This is a genomic window from Rothia nasisuis (assembly GCF_928381405.1).
GTDB classification, from domain to species: Bacteria; Actinomycetota; Actinomycetes; order Actinomycetales; family Micrococcaceae; genus Rothia; species Rothia nasisuis.
In genome coordinates, this window is sequence record NZ_CAKMSB010000001.1 from 305939 (window position 1) to 323810 (window position 17872).

14 protein-coding genes are annotated in these 17872 nt (G+C 56.9%); all 14 read right to left on the bottom strand.

Features of this window, described 5'->3' with window-relative positions; genetic code table 11:
• Positions 1-60 precede the first annotated feature (60 nt).
• Positions 61-1002, bottom strand: coding sequence for a cell division protein FtsQ/DivIB (locus L6966_RS01300; protein ID WP_237232749.1), 942 nt, complete (start codon positions 1000-1002; stop codon positions 61-63).
• Positions 1002-2498 (bottom strand): UDP-N-acetylmuramate--L-alanine ligase, encoded by a 1497-nt coding sequence (gene murC / locus L6966_RS01305; RefSeq protein WP_237232750.1) that lies wholly within the window; start codon positions 2496-2498, stop codon positions 1002-1004. Before murC ends, L6966_RS01300 begins: the two co-directional genes overlap by 1 nt.
• Complete coding sequence (gene murG, locus L6966_RS01310; RefSeq protein ID WP_237232751.1) at positions 2495-3592, bottom strand: undecaprenyldiphospho-muramoylpentapeptide beta-N-acetylglucosaminyltransferase; 1098 nt, start codon at positions 3590-3592, stop codon at positions 2495-2497. The genes murC and murG overlap by 4 nt, the downstream gene beginning before the upstream one ends.
• Before the next feature lie 111 nt (positions 3593-3703).
• Positions 3704-5365, bottom strand: a complete 1662-nt coding sequence (locus L6966_RS01315; protein WP_237232752.1) for an FtsW/RodA/SpoVE family cell cycle protein — start codon at positions 5363-5365, stop codon at positions 3704-3706.
• Positions 5366-5395: 30 nt separating this feature from the next.
• Entirely contained in the window at positions 5396-6931 is a 1536-nt protein-coding gene (gene murD, locus L6966_RS01320; RefSeq protein WP_237232753.1) for a UDP-N-acetylmuramoyl-L-alanine--D-glutamate ligase, read from the bottom strand.
• Positions 6931-8049 (bottom strand): phospho-N-acetylmuramoyl-pentapeptide-transferase, encoded by a 1119-nt coding sequence (gene mraY / locus L6966_RS01325; RefSeq protein WP_237232754.1) that lies wholly within the window; start codon positions 8047-8049, stop codon positions 6931-6933. Before mraY ends, murD begins: the two co-directional genes overlap by 1 nt.
• A 21-nt stretch (positions 8050-8070) precedes the next feature.
• Entirely contained in the window at positions 8071-9666 is a 1596-nt protein-coding gene (locus L6966_RS01330; RefSeq protein WP_237232755.1) for a UDP-N-acetylmuramoyl-tripeptide--D-alanyl-D-alanine ligase, read from the bottom strand.
• A gap of 15 nt (positions 9667-9681) precedes the next feature.
• Positions 9682-11376 carry a Mur ligase family protein gene (locus L6966_RS01335; protein WP_237232756.1) on the bottom strand — a complete coding sequence of 565 codons (1695 nt, stop codon included), beginning with the start codon at positions 11374-11376 and terminating at the stop codon, positions 9682-9684.
• Between the two features lie 75 nt (positions 11377-11451).
• On the bottom strand, positions 11452-13311 hold the full coding sequence (locus L6966_RS01340) for a peptidoglycan D,D-transpeptidase FtsI family protein (protein WP_237232757.1): 1860 nt from the start codon (positions 13309-13311) through the stop codon (positions 11452-11454).
• A 131-nt stretch (positions 13312-13442) separates the two neighbouring features.
• Positions 13443-14102 carry a cell division protein FtsL gene (gene ftsL / locus L6966_RS01345; protein ID WP_083091784.1) on the bottom strand — a complete coding sequence of 220 codons (660 nt, stop codon included), beginning with the start codon at positions 14100-14102 and terminating at the stop codon, positions 13443-13445.
• Positions 14099-15034, bottom strand: a complete 936-nt coding sequence (rsmH, locus tag L6966_RS01350) for a 16S rRNA (cytosine(1402)-N(4))-methyltransferase RsmH (protein ID WP_237232771.1) — start codon at positions 15032-15034, stop codon at positions 14099-14101. The genes ftsL and rsmH overlap by 4 nt, the downstream gene beginning before the upstream one ends.
• A 106-nt stretch (positions 15035-15140) precedes the next feature.
• The gene (gene mraZ, locus L6966_RS01355) at positions 15141-15575 is read right to left on the bottom strand and encodes a division/cell wall cluster transcriptional repressor MraZ (RefSeq protein ID WP_083091786.1); all 435 of its coding nucleotides are present in this window, start codon (positions 15573-15575) and stop codon (positions 15141-15143) included.
• A 362-nt stretch (positions 15576-15937) separates the two neighbouring features.
• On the bottom strand, positions 15938-16333 hold the full coding sequence (locus L6966_RS01360) for a DUF3040 domain-containing protein (RefSeq protein WP_237232758.1): 396 nt from the start codon (positions 16331-16333) through the stop codon (positions 15938-15940).
• Positions 16334-16481: 148 nt separating this feature from the next.
• Positions 16482-17783 carry a DNA polymerase IV gene (dinB, locus tag L6966_RS01365; protein WP_237232772.1) on the bottom strand — a complete coding sequence of 434 codons (1302 nt, stop codon included), beginning with the start codon at positions 17781-17783 and terminating at the stop codon, positions 16482-16484.
• Between the last annotated feature and the right edge of the window lie 89 nt (positions 17784-17872).

Sequence of the window (17872 nt, forward strand, 5' to 3'; positions counted from 1 at the left end):
TGAGCTTATTTTTCTTAGAAAATACCAAGGTGTAAAGAAAACCTAAGGTAGAAGTTGAATCTATTGTACGGTGGGGACGAGCGGGCTTGAGACATCGTAGGTCGTTACACTCACTTCACTCCCCACTGACTCCATAAGCTGAACCAATACCTTAGCTTTAATCTCACTGTCTTGCGGTGTCCCCCAGACCACTTGGGTCCCGTCGGCCATCTCCAGAGTAATTGTTGAGGCCGAGTCAGCCTTCGCTTCAGATACTTGGGAAAGGATAGAGGTAGGTAGAGCCGCTAGCACACCCGTTACTGTTTCAAAGGCCGGAGTGCCAACAATATCGAGGCCACCAGCAACCAGGGGCACACCGGCTTCTTCAACGGACTCCGCCTGCCCCAGTTGCACGCCCTCGTTATCTACAAGCACATAGACCCCAGCATCTTCCACCACAGCAACGGGCACCCGCTCGTGCAGTTTGACAACTAGCTCATGCGGTGGATTTGCCTCAAGCGTAACGCCATACAGCACGTTCTCGTTGCCAATCAAAGAGGATACATCCGACTCGGTAATACGGGTCATGGGTACCCCCTCCAACGGGCTTAGCTGTTCTTTAACAGTCGAAGCATCAAGGAGGGAAGCTCCCTGCACCGTAATAGTGCGCGTAGCTAGCAGAGGTGAGAAGAAAACCACGCCCACAAAAATAAGTGCTGCTAGGAATAGTGCGCCCATCAGACTCGCCCACTTTTTCCAGCTCCATCCAGCTCGGGTGCGGGGGCGCAAGGGGGTGGGGGCCGCCGGGCTCTGCCCGCCAGCGTCCGCACGCCGTGGTGTAGCCGTAGCCTGGCGCTGTGCCTTAGCCTGCTTCTGGGCTTCACGCCACTGGGCAAAGCGGCTGTTGTTCGAAATATCGACCAGATTATCTGTACTCTCAGGGAGCTGGCTCACCTTAGCTGAATTGAGCCTAACGTGTGACTTTCGCCCCCTGTTATTCTCGGTTCCGCTCGTATCAGTCACTAGTTCGTAGCACCTTCGGTTGTACGTATGGCAAGTTTCTCAACGAGTACCCGCCCCAAGGAGGTGACATCGCCCGCGCCAACGGTCATAACAATATCACCGGGTAGCGCCGCAGCCACCACAGCCTCAACCGCCTCTTCAGCGCTCTTAGCATAGTGCACCTCTGAATAGCCAGCCTCGGTAATAAGGCGGCTTGTCACGCCCTCTATAGGAGCCTCTCGGGCGGGGTAGATATCGAGCACATAGGTGCGGTCAGCCTGGGCTAGGGCCTGTGCAAATTCAGCGGCAAACTCCTGGGTGCGAGAAAAGAGGTGGGGTTGAAAAATGACATAAAGATTATGACCAGAAGCTACCGTTCGCCCGGTCTCAAGCGCGCGTTGCACCTCGGTAGGGTGATGAGCGTAATCATCAAAAACCTTCACGCCAGCAACCTCACCGCGCAGGGTGAAGCGGCGGTCGGTGCCGCCAAAGGTGCCCAGGGCGGTAGCTGCAGCTTCGGGGCTTGCTCCAGCGATGAGAGCGCAGATAAAGGACGCCGTAGCGTTGAGCTGGTTATGGACGCCCGGCACTTTCAGGGTAAGAGTAATGTGGCCAGCATATTCCTGCCCACGGGCAGTAAAGTTCCACACCAGGTTCGATGAGCAGGCGGTACCCTCAGAGGTGATACCGGTGAGGCGGACCATGGCGTTCTCGCCCTCACCGTAGGTCACCACCTGCACACCGGCCTCGGCGACCCGAGCCGCCAAATGAGCCGCGCCAGGATCATCAAGGCAGGTCACAAAAACTCCACCAGGAGCCATGGAGGCAATAAAGCGGTTAAAGGCCTCAAACACTCGTTCAGAAGAACCATAGAAATCGAGATGGTCCGGCTCGGCGTTGGTTATCACCGCAATTTCGGGGCGGTACCGCACAAAAGACCCATCTGATTCATCAGCTTCAGCCACAAACCAGGTTTTTTCACCACCAGCACCTAGATGAGCGTTGGTGTTATACCCGGCGATTGTCGAGCCCACCGCAAAAGAAGGGTCAAGCCCCAGTTCACCGAGCATCACCGCAATCATGGAACTGGTGGTGGTCTTACCGTGTGTACCGGCAACCGCAATTACCTGGGAGTCACGCATAGTCGCAGCCAGCGCCTCAGAGCGGTGGAGCACCCGCAAGCCGCGTTCACGAGCACCGGCCAGCTCGGGATTATCATCACGAATAGCGGTTGACACCACTACGGTGTCTACCCCGTCAAGGTTCTCAGCGGCCTGCGGCACAGATACATGCGCGCCCAGCTCACGAAGGGCGCTGACCGCAGCGCTCTCAACCTGATCTGACCCACTGACAGTCATGCCAGCTGCCAACATGAGACGGGCAATAGCAGACATGCCAGCTCCGCCAATACCCACAAAATGTACAGCGCCCAAGCGGTTGAGAGCGGGCCGATCGGGGAAGGGAGGGTTCAGAGGCACGGGAAGGTCAATAGAAAGATTCATCAAAGAGTTGCTCATGCGCGTACCGCCTTCAGTACTTCGTCTGCCATAACCTCCGCAGCATCACGGATGCCGTGTCGGTAGGACTTATCAGCCATATCGGCTAGTTTTTCGGGGTCGGCCAGTAAACCGGGGACGGTAGCGCGAAACCAGCTGGCCGTGAATTCGGAGTCGTCAACGAGCAGGCCTGCCCCGGACTCTACCAGTGAACGGGCATTCAGAGCCTGTTCACCGTTTCCAATGGGCAGGGGCACAAAAATAGCGGGCAGACCCACAGCCGCGACTTCACTGACGGTTGCAGCGCCGGAGCGCACCACCATCAAATCGGCCGCTGCATAGACATCCTCCATAGAGGTGATGAACTCGACCTGATGGTAGCCGGGCGCTGTGCGCGGCTGCCCAGTATCGTCCTTCAGCGCCTTCTCTCGGCCGGTGATGTGCAGTAGCTGATAGCCTGCCGGCGCAATTTCATCAATAATTTCAGCTACGGTTCGATTGAGACTGAGTGCCCCTAACGAACCTCCTGTGACGACCAGCGTTGGTAGGTCTGGGTCCAGCCCCAGGCGTTCACGTGCACCTGCCTGCTCAGCTGCCCGATTCAGGGTGGCGATGTTCTGGCGCATGGGCATACCCACGGTACGGGCCCCTTTGATAGGGGTGTTAGGAAAGGCTGTGGCCACCAGGGCAGCTTTTGTAGCACCTACTCTGTTAGCCAGGCCCGGTTTCGCATTGGCCTCGTGAATAATGACGGGCACACCTAACCTGTAAGCGGCTAAATACATGGGGGTGCACACATACCCTCCCACGCCAACAAGCACCTGTGCCTCAGTTTCGTTCAGAATCCTCTCCGCCTGTTTGATGGAGTTACGGAAACGCCCCGGAAAGGTGAGGGCATCAAGGGTGGGACGACGCGGAAAGGGAACCTTGGGGATAAAACGCATCTCGTAACCCGCAGCGGGAACCATGCGGGCTTCCATACTGTTTTCAGTACCAACGGTCACTATGCCTACGCCCGGCTCCCGCTCTTGCAGGGCCCGTGCGATAGCCAGCATGGGGTTGATATGCCCGGCTGTTCCTCCGCCTGCCAGAACGACAGTGGGTGCTTGGGTCATGAGTGCTTACTCCCTTTGCTCTTCTGTGGTGCCCCTTCAGTTTACGCTGGGTTCTTGCCAGGCCGCACTTTAACCGGGCCGAGGTGAGCGAGCTTACCTCTCCTAGAGTAGCTACTGCTTGTTGTCGGGTAGCTGGCGTGCTTTGCGAATAGTGCGTAGGCCCGCAGGGAGCGCAGGCTCTGAGGGCTGAACGGGAGCTACCGGCTGCTGTTTTTTCGTCGGTGGTGGCGGAGCCTCAGGCTGATTTTTAGGCTGGGACGCGGCTGCGTGCGGCGTACCCGACTGCCTTAGGGCAGCTGAGGGGGGCTGAGGCACCGGGCCTTTCTTCGCAGGCGAAGGGGTCGAAGCGGGTGGGGCGGGTGTACGTGCCCGGCCGTCAATCAGTAGCCCGAGGCGGGTACGGAACTTGTCGAGGGTCCAGCCGGCACCAACGGGATCAGCAGCAATCACCGCCTGCTCACGTTCAGCAATACGAGCCAGACCAAGACGACGGGTAGCGTCCTTGTGCATCTTACTGTTAGCAGGTGCTGGGCTTTCTCCCACCATGGACGTCAGCGGGGTCTGGCGAGCAAAAGCTATCAGAATACCAACGCCAATCAAAGAGGAGATGAGCGCAGAGCCGCCTGCGGAGATAAAGGGCAATGGCACCCCGATGACGGGGGCTACGCCCGCCACCATACTGATATTCAGCAGGGCCTGACCTGCAATCCAGGTGATTATACCTACGGTTGCAAAGCGAATGAAAAGGTCTGAGGAGCGCAACAGGATGCGCATAGCAGCATAGATGAGGGCTGCGTAAAGCACCAGCACGGCCAGCGCCCCAATGAGTCCAAGCTCCTCCCCCACAACAGCAAAAATATAGTCGTTGTGGGCTTCTGGTAGATAGTTGTACTTTTGGCGTGACTGCCCCAAGCCCACACCCCAGAAACCTCCGGTGGCGAGGGCTGCCAGGCCGGAGTTTGCCTGGTCACAGGTGGCCTCGACACAGTCCTTCCAGAAGGAGTAGGTGTTGAGCAGACGCTCAACTCGGTTGGGGCTCATCAAAACCATAGCGGCACCTGCTACCAGGCCCAGACCCACGGTAAGCATCACCAGGGCTCTGGATGGGCGGGCCACCATAATCATGGCAAGAAAAACCACGGCATAAACCAGCACCGTGCCCACGTCGTGACCGGCCAGAATCAGAGCTGTCACCAGGCCAAAACCCACCACAGCCGGCATAAGCCCTTTGTAGATGGTTTGCCCGGGCGTTCCCACATCGATACGGCCCTGACGGGAGTAAACCGAGGCAAGCCACAAAATCATAACCGGCTTGGCGAATTCTGAGGGCTGCACAGAGAGGCCCCCTAGGTTGATCCAGTTGCGGTTACCGTTAACGGTGGTACCCACAACAATGACGGCCACGAGTAGCACTACCACCACCGCAAGGAGCGCCGTTAACGCAGCCGGTCTGCGGTACCAGGTCACCGGAATCAGATACCCCACCACAAGCATGAGTACCAGGCCAATTAAGGCGAATACGCCCTGGGAACGCGCCTGCGTGTAGGCACCCACCCCCGATGATATCTGTTCGACGCTTGAGGCTGAGAGCACCATCATCACACCGAAAAGTGTCAGGATAATAGCGGTCACCATCAGCACCACGGGGACGTCGGTGAGCACCATAGTACTCAGGCGCACCTGTGCGTTTTCCCAGGTCTTCTTGAGAGCGGGGCCTAGATTCCTCAGGCCATTGGCAAGTCGGCGTCGTGTGGTGTTTGCTACCAGGGGCATAGTTACGTCTCCCTCCGTGTGGCCGGGTGGCTACGAATTAATCTGGTTGACAAGGTCGGCTACCGCATCGATAAAGCTGTTGCCGCGGTCAGCATACGAAGCGAACTGATCCATCGAAGCCGCAGCCGGCGCCATGAGCACGGTGTCGTTTTGTTCAGAGATTTCGTGAGCTTCAGCTACGGCCAGCCGCATCACGGCATTACCGTCAGTGGGATCGGCGAGCAGGGAGCTAGCGGTAACATTACGAACCGGAACCTCGGGGGCATGCTTAGCCAGGGCCGCTTGCAGGGCCTCGGTATCGGTGCCAATCAGAATCACGGCCTTGAGGCGGTCCCTGTGATTACTGACGAGCTCATCGTACGTCACGCCCTTGGACAGACCCCCAGCCACCCAGATGACGGGGTTGAAAGAAGCCAGTGAAGCGTTGGCGGCGTGGGGGTTGGTTGCTTTAGAGTCGTTGACCCACAGAACGCCGTGTGTATTGGCCACGAGCTGAATACGGTGAGCACCGGGCTCATAGGCCTGTAACCCGGCCTTGACCTGCTCAGGCGAGACACCCGCTGCACGGGTCAGTGCCGCAGCCACCAGTGCGTTCTCTACGGTGTGTTTGGTGGGTAGATGACCGGTGTCTGCAACCTCGGCAAGTTCAAGCGCCTGGTTGCGGCGGTCATCAAGAAAAGCCCGATCAACCAAAAGCCCATCGATGACTCCCAGCATAGAGAGCCCCGGGGTATCAGCCCAGAACCCAATAGCACGGGCGCCCTCGACTACGTCCGCTTCTTCGACCATGGTTACGATTTCGGGGTAGTTGGCATTAAAAACACACGCCACCTGGGTGTTCTCGTAAACACGAGCCTTATCAGCCATGTAATTGCTGTACCCCTGATGCCAGTCCACGTGATCTTCAGCTACGTTCAGTACCACTGAGGCCAGCGGAGACATGGAGTATACCCAGTGCAGCTGAAAGCTAGAGAGCTCAACAGCGAAGAAATCGTAGTCTACCGGGTCACGGAGGGCATCGAGAATGGGGGTTCCTACGTTACCCACGGCAAGGGCTTTGTAGCCAGCGGTCTGCAGAATGGACTCCGTCATACCCACGGTGGTGGTCTTACCGTTCGTACCGGTGATAGCCAGCCAGGGGGCTGTCTTGTGACCTTCACGTTGACGCAGACGCCAGGCTAACTCAATATCACCCCAGATTTGAATCTTCTGAGCTACAGCATCCGCCAAAATACCCAGGGAGGGAGCGAGCCCGGGCGAGGCCACGACCAGTTCAGCGGGCTTCCCATCCACAAGTGGCAGGGCGTCCATAGCGTCCAAGCCCAATACCGAACCGGCTGAGCCCACAATCGTGAGGGTATCAGCCTTATCACGGGTAGCCTGCGCGTCAGATCCGTCGACCACCACCACACGCGCGCCCAATTCAATGAGCGTATCTGCCGCTGCGAACCCACTGACGCCAAGCCCCGCAACCACCACGCGCAAACCGGCCCAGTCAGATTCCCAACGCGTCAGTTTCTCTAGTCGTTCATAGCCATAGACGGGGTTGGCGTTTGAAGCCTTCACTAAAAGTCACCTCCATTAATCAGCAACCAGTCGCCGTAGAAAATACCAAGGGCAACGGCCACAAAGAGACCGGCCAAAATCCAGAAGCGGATTACCACGTTGACCTCGGTCCAGCCCTTGAGCTCAAAGTGGTGCTGCAAGGGTGCCATGAGAAATACGCGTTTGCCGCCGCTCATCTTGAAGTAACCGACCTGAATAATCACAGACAGCGCAATCATCACAAAAAGCCCGGCGATAATCGGCAGCAGCATCTGGGTGCGGGTAATAATAGCGAAGGCGGCAAGCGCTCCACCTAGGCCCAGCGAACCCGTGTCACCCATGAAGATAGTGGCCGGTGAGGTGTTCCACCACAGAAAGCCAATCAATGCCCCTATCAGTGAGGCTGCGAGAACAGCCATCTGGGCCGAATCGGGCACCTCGTAGCAGGCAGCTGAACTAGAACCGGGGGCGCACAGGTTCTGGGCCTGCCACATCGAGATAAGTAGATAACCCGAAAACACCATGATTGAAACACCGGTAGCGAGACCATCTAGGCCGTCTGTCAGGTTAACAGCGTTGGTGGTGGCTGTAGCGATTAAGTTTGCCCAAATGATAAAGAGAATAATACCGACTACTGGCCCAGCGAAGGCCAAATCAAGCCAGGAAATATCGCGGGTAAAAGAGAGCTGGGAGGACGCCGGGGACCAGCCACGTTCGTCCTCCAGCAAAAGTGCACCCACCGCAAACAGGGTTCCGATGAGCCCCTGCAGAACAATTTTTCCCTTGGGGGTTAGCCCTTCGCTCTGTTTTTTCCATATTTTCGAGAAGTCATCGACAAAGCCCACACCGGCCATACCCAGCATGAGAAACAGCGAAAGGAGCACCGAGGCGCTGGGAGCCTCTGCAACGCCGGTCAAAACCGCGGTGGCCCCCAAAGCCAGAAAGAAACCGAACACGGTTGCCGCCATCATCATCACACCGCCCATAGTGGGGGTTCCCCGCTTGGTCTGGTGAGAGGTGGGGCCGTCTTCTCGAATGAACTGGCCAAACTGCTGCTTCACCAGCCATTTGGTATAGAGCGGAGTGCCGATAATCGAGATGAGCAGGCCAAAAGCGGCAGCCAACAGGATGGAAATCATGCGGTGTCTGAGCCTTCCCGGTTATAAGTTTGTCTGTGATTCGGTGGCAGTGTCTGTTTCTGCGCCATTGTCTGAGTTTAGCGTTTGTGCAAAGTCTCCTGCGCTTAGCCAGGGCTGTGAATGTTCGTTTTGCTTCTTCTGGCGGGTGAGGTCTCCCTCATACTCAGAGACCCTTTGACCGAGTCGGCCCAGGCCAGCACCATTTGAAGATTTGAAAAGTACAATATCACCGGGTTCAAGCTGTCCACGCAAAAGTTCGAATGCTTCGTCAGGGGTGGCAACCCAGGTAGCCTCATGCCCCCAAGAACCCTCCAGATGCGCGGTGTTGTAGATGGCCTTGGCAATCTCCCCTACTGCAACGGTCTTTGAAATATTCAGGCGGACGGCCAGCTGACCAATGCGGTCATGCTCAGCCAGGGTTTGCTCACCCAGCTCAAGCATGGCACCCAGTACGGCCCAGGTTCGGTTGGTCCCGGGTAGACGGCCGAGCTGGGCTAGGGTTTGAAGGGCAGCGGTCATGGATTCGGGGTTGGCGTTGTAGGCGTCGTTAATGACCGTGATGCCGTCTGCTCGATCCGTACGCTGCATCCGCCATTTGGAGGCGGCACCGGCTACAGCCAGCTGCCCGGCAATAGTTGCAGAGTCAATCCCGGCCTGATAAGCCACCGTGGCCGCCGCCAGCAGGTTGTAGACATGGTGTTCGCCGATAAGCTGAGAAGAAATTTCAAAGCTCTCCCCCGAGGGGAAGGTCAGAGTGAAAACCGGTCTGCCCCCGCTGTCCGTCGTGAGGTTGCTCGCTGTGATGCGCTCTTGGCGGACTTCGGAATAATCCGAGACAGTTTCTTCAGCCTCACGGCCCTCAACACCGAAGTAGACCACGGGGGTTGAGGCACGGTTAATCATGCGACGCACCCGGTAGTCGTCGATATTTAGGGCTAGACCTAGGCGCACGCCTTCGGCCATTTCGCCCTTAGTTGCTTCGATATTATCGACGCCGCCGAATTCACCCGCGTGAGCGGTTCCCACTTTGAGCACCACACCGAAGTCAGGTTGAATCATGTCAGTCAGGTACCTGATATTGCCTACGCGGTCTGCTCCCATCTCGATGACCAAGTAGCGGGTGTCTAGCTCCGCGCGAAAGACCGTCAGCGGCACACCTACCTCACCGTTAAAGGAACCGAGGGGGGCAACGGTCTTACCGGCCGCACCAAAGATAGCCGCCAGCAGATCCTTAGTAGTGGTTTTGCCCGCTGACCCGGTGATGCCCACGACCGTGATATCCCCCTGCTCGCGCAGACGCCTGGTTATGAAAGAAGCTAGGCGACCCATAGCTAGCACAACATCATCGACCAGAACCGAGGGATAAACCTGACCGTGAGCGTCCTTTACCTCACGTTCAACGAGAGCTAGAGACGCTCCGGCTTCGAAAGCAGTCGAGAGATAGTTATGGCCATCTGTTACTTCACCAGGCTTAGCAATAAAGAGACAGCCCGGGTCTACCTCGCGAGAGTCTGTACTAGCAGATGTGCATGTCAAAGCCCATTGCTGATCCTCAGAAACACCGAGGAGGGTGCCCTCTACCGCGCCCGCAATCTCAACAGCTGAAAGTTCAATCATAAGTTTACCTTGAAGTTATTTGGTGTGATTCTGATAGGCAGGTACGACGGTAAAACCTGCTGCGCGTAACGCACGTACAGTCTCTACCCGGTCATCGAGTTCTATATCGTTTCCAGCCACGTCTTGGGCCACCTCGTGGCCACGCCCAGCCACCAAGATTGAATCGTGAGGGCCAGCAAGTTCAATCGCCCGGTCAATGGCTACAGAGCGCGGCTCGATGTTAAGCACCTGGCTGGCACGGGCCCCGTTCTCAACTGCCAGACGAGCACCTGAAGCAACCGCCTCCCGGATAGGTGCCGGGTCTTCTCCGTGCGGGTCATCGTCAGTGACCACCACGATATCTGCGTAGGTAGCCGCTACCTGGCCCATCAGGGGGCGCTTGGTCTGGTCGCGCTCACCGGTTGCACCAAAAACGATAATGACCTTACCGCTGGGGTCGGCCGGTTCGATAGCCTCCAGAGCTCGTTTAAGCGCATCGGGGTTATGGGCGAAGTCAACCAAAGTAGTGGGCTCGGTAGACATGAGCTGCATGCGGCCGGGGACGAGCGGGGTCAGCGTCTCGGGAGTAGCCAGTAGCTCGGCAATACGGTCACGTTCCATAGCGTCGCGGGCTGACTCGTAGACCATCACCGCAGCTAGGGCAGCATTAGAAACGTTGAAGTCAGCCGGGAGCTGGGTGGCAGTGGGCAATTCCAGGCCGTCTCCGCGGTGTAGCACGAACGAGTGGCCGATACCCGAACGCTCTACCTTCAGAAGAGCCCAGTCTGAGGCGCCCAAGGTGGGGGCGGCGTCCCTGTTTTCAAACCCCGCGCCGAAACTAGTTGCTAGGCGCACCACTGAGCTAGGGCCGAGGGCCGCCTCTGCCGCATCAGCCATCGCGATTCCCCATTCATCGTCCACGGTAATGACCGCGCGGCGAGTACGAGTCTGCGTAAAAAGCTGGACCTTCGACTCAAAGTAGCCGCGCATTGTGCCGTGCAAATCCAGGTGGTCTTGGGTTAGGTTAGTGAAACCGGCAACATCATAGCGAATCCCGTCAACACGGTGATAGTCCAGAGCATGAGAAGAAACCTCCATAGCCGCAGAGGTAACGCCCTGCTGACGCATCAGCGCTATGAGCGAATGAACGTGAGGGGATTCGGGGGTAGTCAGTCTAGATGGGATAGCCTGGCCCCCAGCCAAAATCTCAATTGTTCCAATGAGCCCGGTGGTGTGACCCAGCCCCTGCATCACCGAGTTAATCATGTAGGTGGTGGTGGTCTTCCCGTTGGTGCCGGTCACAGCAAACAGGCGAGGTGCTCCCCCACCGGCTGGCTGAGAATCGTAGATTCGCGCCGAAAGGGGACCAACCGCCGAGCGGACGTCCTCTGTGCTCAGCAAACCGAACCCCTCAGGTAGCTGCCCAGATAACTGACTCATCTCAAGCCCCGTAGCATCCGTGAGCATCGCAGCTGCACCCAACTGCACGGCCGCACCCAAGAACTCAGCGCCGTGAGCCTTGGCTCCGGCCAGTGCCACATACAGATCACCGGGTTGCACCTCACGTGAGTCCATGGTGATACCGGTGATGGGGCTCTTAGACTCCTGCACCACGCTGGCAGACAGGCCCACGGCACGGAGCCACTCAACAAGCTCAGCGCAGGTACGTTCAGGTACGCGGGCAGGGCGTAGGGTCTGAGCGTTACCGCTCAGGGATTGATTATCGGTCACGGTCTCCCTCTCAATGGGCGATGTGTTCTCAGGCGGTTCCAGGCAGCGGCCCCGCAAAAGTAGTTAGGCTCTACTCTAGTTGTTTTCGTCATGACCTTCAGCGAACTTGGGGGTCTCCTGAGGCTCAGTGGTAGAGCGTGGCACATTGTAAATGTGAAGGGTTTTTTCCATAATCTCAGCGAACTGAAGCGTAGTATTAGCCGACCCCACCTCAGCAGCTGTGGTCTTGGGGCGGTGTATCGTTACTGACACCAAGAAACGCGGATCTTCGGCCGGTGCAACGCCCACAAAGGAGGTTGTCCAGCCGTCATAAGTTGTTGATCCCTCACCCACGTTTTCTGCTGTACCGGTTTTGCCAGCCACCCGGTAACCGTTAATTTGAGCGCCCTTAGTGCCCCCCTGATATACCACCGCCTCCATGACCTGCATGGTTTTTCGGGCGGTTTCTTCACTCACGATGCGTGTGCCCTCAGCAACCTCACGAACCTGCTCAGTGCCGTCCGCATCAATAACCGCATCAATAATGCGGGGCTTGAGCATCATACCCTTATTGGCGATGGTCTGGTAAATCATCGACGTTTGCAGGGCAGACTGAGCCAGACCCTGCCCAAATAGCACCGTGTACTGCTGGCGGATATCCCAGTCGCGCCAATCAGAGACCAGCCCCTGTGATTCACCGGTCAGTTCAACACCGGTGTACTCACCTATACCGAACTTCTTAAGCCAGTTATAGCGCTGTTCCTTGGTAAGCTTACTCCCCATCAGCACGGTGCCGGTGTTCATCGAGTCAGCGATAATACCTGCCACAGTCCGCTTTTGCGCCGGGTGTGTGAATGCATCGGTGATAGTCTGATCATCAATATGCAACTCGGCGGGCACATCAAAAACAGTGGTAGGGTCAGCCAAACCCTCTTCGAAAACGGCCGCCGTGGTCAGAATTTTTTCGGTTGACCCCGGCTCAAAGACCTGAGTGATAGCCCGGGGGTTCATATCAGCAAGTTCAAACTTCTCGGCACCCGGGTCCATGGTCGAGGAATCTGCGAGCGCCAGGATCGACCCGTCACGCACATCCATCACAATGGCTGTGCCCCACTCAGCCTTTAATTCATCTGCTCGGGCTTTCACCACCTGCTGAGCAAAGTACTGAACGTCCTGGTTAAGGGTAAGACGAATATTTTTACCGTTTTGAGCCGGAGTATTCTGCTCCTCTCCGATAGGAATACGGATTCCGTCAGCAGAAATTTCGTAGATCCGCTCCCCGTCAACACCAGCCAGGTGCTCACCCATGGTACGTTCAACCCCTACTGAGTAGTTGGCCTGACGAGTTTGCCCATTAGAACCTTCAACGGCCTCTTCTACAATGCTCAAGCGGCCCACGACCGAGCCACCTACCTGGCCGTTGGGGTACTGACGTTCGGAGAGGATTTCACCATAGATAAAAGGAGCACCAAGCGCATCAATCCTGTTGTAGACGGCAGGGGTCACGTTCTCTTTAATGACCTTGTAACGGCTATCACCGTCCAGAGCCTCTTTGACCTCGGTGTCTTTCATCTGCAGAATGTCCGCTAGTTCATAGACCAGTTCGGTGGGAGTTACTTCAACAGCGTCGCTACTGCCGTCAATGTAACGCTTGAAGCCGGTGACGGTGGTCTGGTCAACGGTAATGTTGTAACGCTGCACGCTGCGGGCCAGCACATTGCCGTTAATATCGAGAATCTCACCGCGCAGAGCCGGGATGGTTTGGGTGCGAGTACGTTTTTGCTTGGCTGCATCGGCTAGCCCGTTCGGGTCAAGCCCTTGTAGCCAGGCCAGGCGAGCGCCGAGTACGCCCAGACCGCCCACAGCTAGAGTTCCTGCGATAAAGCCACGGCGCCCCACGGTACGTTGGATGCCAGCAATATTCTGGCTAGTAGTCGTGTGCTCCGAGCCGCTCATACTCCCCCATTCCTTCATCACGGTTTCCGATCAATCATGATGTCTTTTCCAGCAAAAGTCTACGTGAAACCCTGCACGCTAAGAGGTGCCCACCGAGCCCGGTGGGCACCTCGCTCTATTCGACTCTAGTCTCAGCCACCGCTCTGGGAGGTTGAGGGCGTAGCGGTGGGTGTTGCCCCTGGGGACGCCTGAGCTGATGCAGCCGCACTTGCTGACGCTTCTGCCGATGCTTTAGCCTTGGCTGCTGCTTCTTCTTTCTTACGCTGTTCCTCAGCACGGGCTTGAGCCTCAGAGTACGCCTGGGTGTCAGACAGCGCAGGCGGAGCTATCAGGTTTTGATCTGTTTCTTCAGCAGGGGTAGCTGCCGTGGGCGTACCTGTAATTTCACCGGTTTGCAGGTCAAGTGCGGCCTGACTTGAGGTGGCAACCAGGCCCAGCTGGCTGGCACGTATAGCCAAATCTTGGGGCGCTTGCTGGAATTCAATCTCCTGAACTAGAGCCTCGTTGTTCTGCTGCAGAGCTTGTTCCTGAGCGCGCAACTCAACCAAATCATACTGACGGGAGGCCATGATGATGCTAAGTACTAGAACGGTCAGTAGAGCCACCAGCATGGCACCGAGCGCTATGAAGATACGCCAGCGGTTTGACGTGGCCTTGTTGGCGCGGGAGCGTGATAGGGGGCGACGGGCTGGCTTGCTCTCTACCAGGTCGTCGCGTACTACAGACAGGCGTGGTCTGGTTGGTGCCGAGCTGTCGGTCAGGGGATGGAGGAAACGGGGTTCCGCGCTCATTGTACTGCCTTTGTGATCTTGATTTTTTCTGCTGCCCGGAGTTTTGCGGACGCTGCCCGTGAGTTTTCTTCAATCTCTCGGTCAGTGGGGGGTTCCGCACCCCGGGTGATAATTTTGAGTTCGGGTTTGTGTTCTTCAAGTTCCACAGGAAAGCCTTTAGGGGCGCTAGATGTGGAACGAGCGGTGAAACTTCGTTTAACGATTTTGTCTTCGAGGCTGTGGTAGCTCATGGCCACGCAGCGGCCGCCGAGTTTGAGGGCGTCGATAGCTGCGGGAATGGCCAGCTCAAGTGCTTCGAGCTCGTGATTGACCTCTATACGGAGTGCTTGGAAGGTGCGCTTGGCGGGGTGACCGCCTTTTCGCTGAGCAGCAACGGGTACCGCCTCCTGGATGACTCTCACCAGTTCCCCGGTCGTTTCAAATGGACGTTCGGCACGAGCGGTGACAATACGAGCGGCTATACGGGAGGAGAACTTCTCTTCGCCCCACGTACGAATGATTCGGCGCAAATCAGCTTCGTCGTAGGTGTTAACGATGGTTGCTGCTGTGAGTTCTTCGGTTGTGTCCATACGCATGTCAAGAGGGGCATCGTAGGAGTAGGCAAACCCACGGGCGCGTTCGTCAAGTTGCATAGAAGAAACACCCAGGTCAAAGAGCACACCATCGACTTCGGTCACTCCGGCTTCTTCCATAGCACGCGGGATTTCGCTATAAACAGCGTGCACCGGGATAAACCGTTTGCTGAACCTGGCCAGGCGCTGGCTCGCAATCTTGAGAGCCATGGGGTCGCGATCAATGCCAATCAGGATGAGGTCTTCGAACTGTTCAAGCATGGCTTCAGAATGGCCCCCCATGCCGAGAGTACCGTCAATGGCGACGGCATCTGGGCGGTTCAGTGCGGGCGCGAGGAGGCTCAGGCAACGGTCAAGCATGACCGGCGTGTGCCTGTCTTTGGCTTCCTTGCCTGGTGAGAGGTTCTCTACCTGAGTCAAGGGTTTTGCTCCTCGGGGTGGTCGTATGGTCATGGTGCGGGCTGTATTAGAGCATCAGCCCTGGAAGGATGTCTTCATCTGTGTCAGAGAAGGCTTCCTCTTGTTCGAGCAGGTAGGCTTCCCAGGCCTCAGAACTCCATATTTCTGCTCGAGACCCTGCACCAATAACGGTCAGTTCTTTTTCGAGCCCGGCGTAGGTTCTGAGGGCAGGCGGTATGGTGATACGCCCCTGCTTATCTGGCACTTCGTCTGAGGCACCCGACAGAAAAACTCTGATGTAGTCTCGCGCCTGTTTTGATGACAGCGGGGCCGAACGCAACTGTTCGTGGATGCGTTCAAACTCAGCCTGGGTGAAAACATAGAGGCAACGTTCTTGACCGCGGGTCAGTACAAGCCCTTCTTCGAGTTGCTCGCGAAACTTTGCAGGCAGAATAAGCCGACCTTTGACGTCCAGCCGCGGGGTGTGAGTCCCGAGGAACATAGCACCACCGCCTTTTCTTGACTACCTAGAGGCTTCCCCGGACGGGGAAACTGCACCACTGTTGCTCTGACTTCCTCCACTTTACTCCACTATGCCCCACCAACCACAGCAAATATGGAATTTTTCCTCCTTTTTGAGTGTTTTCACATGTTTTATCCCCTGAGGTTTATCCCTAAGATCTCTCTCTGGGCGCCCAAGCTCGCGCTCACCTCAAGCTTGAGAAGCCCTGTTGCTTTTGAATCAGTTTCATAATCGCTTTTGACCTATGACCCGGAGTTTAAAAAAACTTGGCCGCCCGGCATATGCCGGGCGGCCAAGGAAACCTGCGCTAGAGCACTGAGATTAAACGTTGAAAAGGACGCTTAGAAACGATTACCGTTTTGACGTTTATCCCACTTGTCTTCAAGATTTTGCATGAAGCGGGAACTGCCCTGTTTCTTCGTGGGCACTCCTCTCTGGGGGTTGGTAGGTACGGCCCGGGAACCCCTGGGAGCGGTGGTAGCGAAATAGACACCACCGGCTGCAATGATGAATCCCAGTACGCCAAGAAGAATAAGTTTGGTAGCAACCCCGGCGATGATAACCCCCAAGCCCAGCACGGCAACAAGAGCGCCAATGACCAAGTTGCGGGGGGAGGTCTTACCCGTGGAAGCAACGGCAGGGTGGGGGTCAGTCATGGTTGACGCAAAAGCAGGGTCTTCGTTCAACTGCTTCTCGAGCTGATCCAGCAGTTGCTGTTCCTGTTCAGATAGCGCCATGGTGTCTCCTTGAGCTGGTTCGGTGAGCTTAGCTGGGCCCAGCTATCACTCCCTAGGGCCGGTACGCGGACTACCCCGCGCGTCTACTTAATCTTACCGGGGCAGGCGGGGTAGAACCTAGACAGAAGGTAAAAAATAACCTTGCATGTCACCCACTTTTCTGCATCGTGGGGTTAAGCAAACGAGCAGGCAGCAAACCCCGTGAGCCGAACTTAGAATGTATTTGGTCCATAGCCGCCTCAGCCCTCTCCCAGTGTTCACGCAAACTATCAGGCTCACCAAAGTTTTCGGCAGACGCATCACTCCGCACAGTCGTTAGGCCCACCGGATCTCCCCCAGCGCCTTCCTGCTCAAAGAGTGAGAGCTGCACGCCGGCGTCCTTGCTCTCTAATTTCTCGGCACGTACACCCACCAGGCGAATCGGCCTGGGCGAGGCCCCCTGCGCATCAAGCAGGCCCAACCTTTGCAGGTGGCTGTGTACAGCACGGTAAAGAGCCCGACCCGAGGTAGTTGGGGTATCAAGCGGGCAGGAGCGGGTGAGAGTTTCAAAGTCTGAGTAACGAATTTTGAGACTGAGACCGCGCGGTTGTTTGCCGGACGCTCTAAGACGGCGCGCTACCGTGAGACAGAGAGTGTATAGCTCGGCAGCTACCGCAGAGGCATCCGTTTGGTCCGTTACGAAGGTATGCTCAGCTCCGATAGATTTTTCATGGCGGTAGGGCACCACCTCACGCCGGTCAATACCTCGGGCCATCTCATAGAGATGAGACCCAGCCGCCTTACCCAGCCGCCCCTGCAACCAGCCCAACTCGTACTCGCGCAACTGGGCTACGGTATGAATACCAAAGCCGTGCAAGTTCTGTGCGCTCTTAGCGCCCACACCCCAGAGTTTCTCAATAGGAAGTGGGTCAAGAAATTCCTGGATACGCCGCGGAGGAACCACCCAGAGCCCGTTGGGCTTGGACCCGGTTGATGCCACCTTGGCCACAAACTTGGTCGAGGAAATACCGGCAGAACTCGGTAAATGTAGCTCGTCAACAATGCGAGCGCGCACCCCCTGGGCCAGCTCGACCGGGTTCCCCTGGGCGCGCATGGCTCCGGTTAAATCAACGAAAGCTTCATCGACGCTTACCTGCTCTACCCGGTCGGTAACATCACGCAGAATCCCCATAACGTGAGCCGAGTAATCACGGTAGCGAGCCGACGGTTCAATAAGTACAGCCCCGGGGCAACGCCGGAGTGCCTGCGCCAGCGGCATGGCAGAGCCCACACCAAACTGTCGAGCTTCATACGAAGCAGAGAGAACCACAGAGCGCGGCGAATTACGGGCCACAATAATTCTTTGCCCCTGGAGCTCGGGCCGGGCTAAGAGTTCCACGTTGACAAAGAAGGCATCCATATCAAGGTGCATGATAACGCGCGACTGCGGGCCGCGTCCGCCGTTCTGCATGGGCACCCCACCACACCTTCCATCGAAAATATGTTCTAATCCATCATAAATCAGAGGCCCCCAGCACGCCAGGTACTTTATCGATAAAC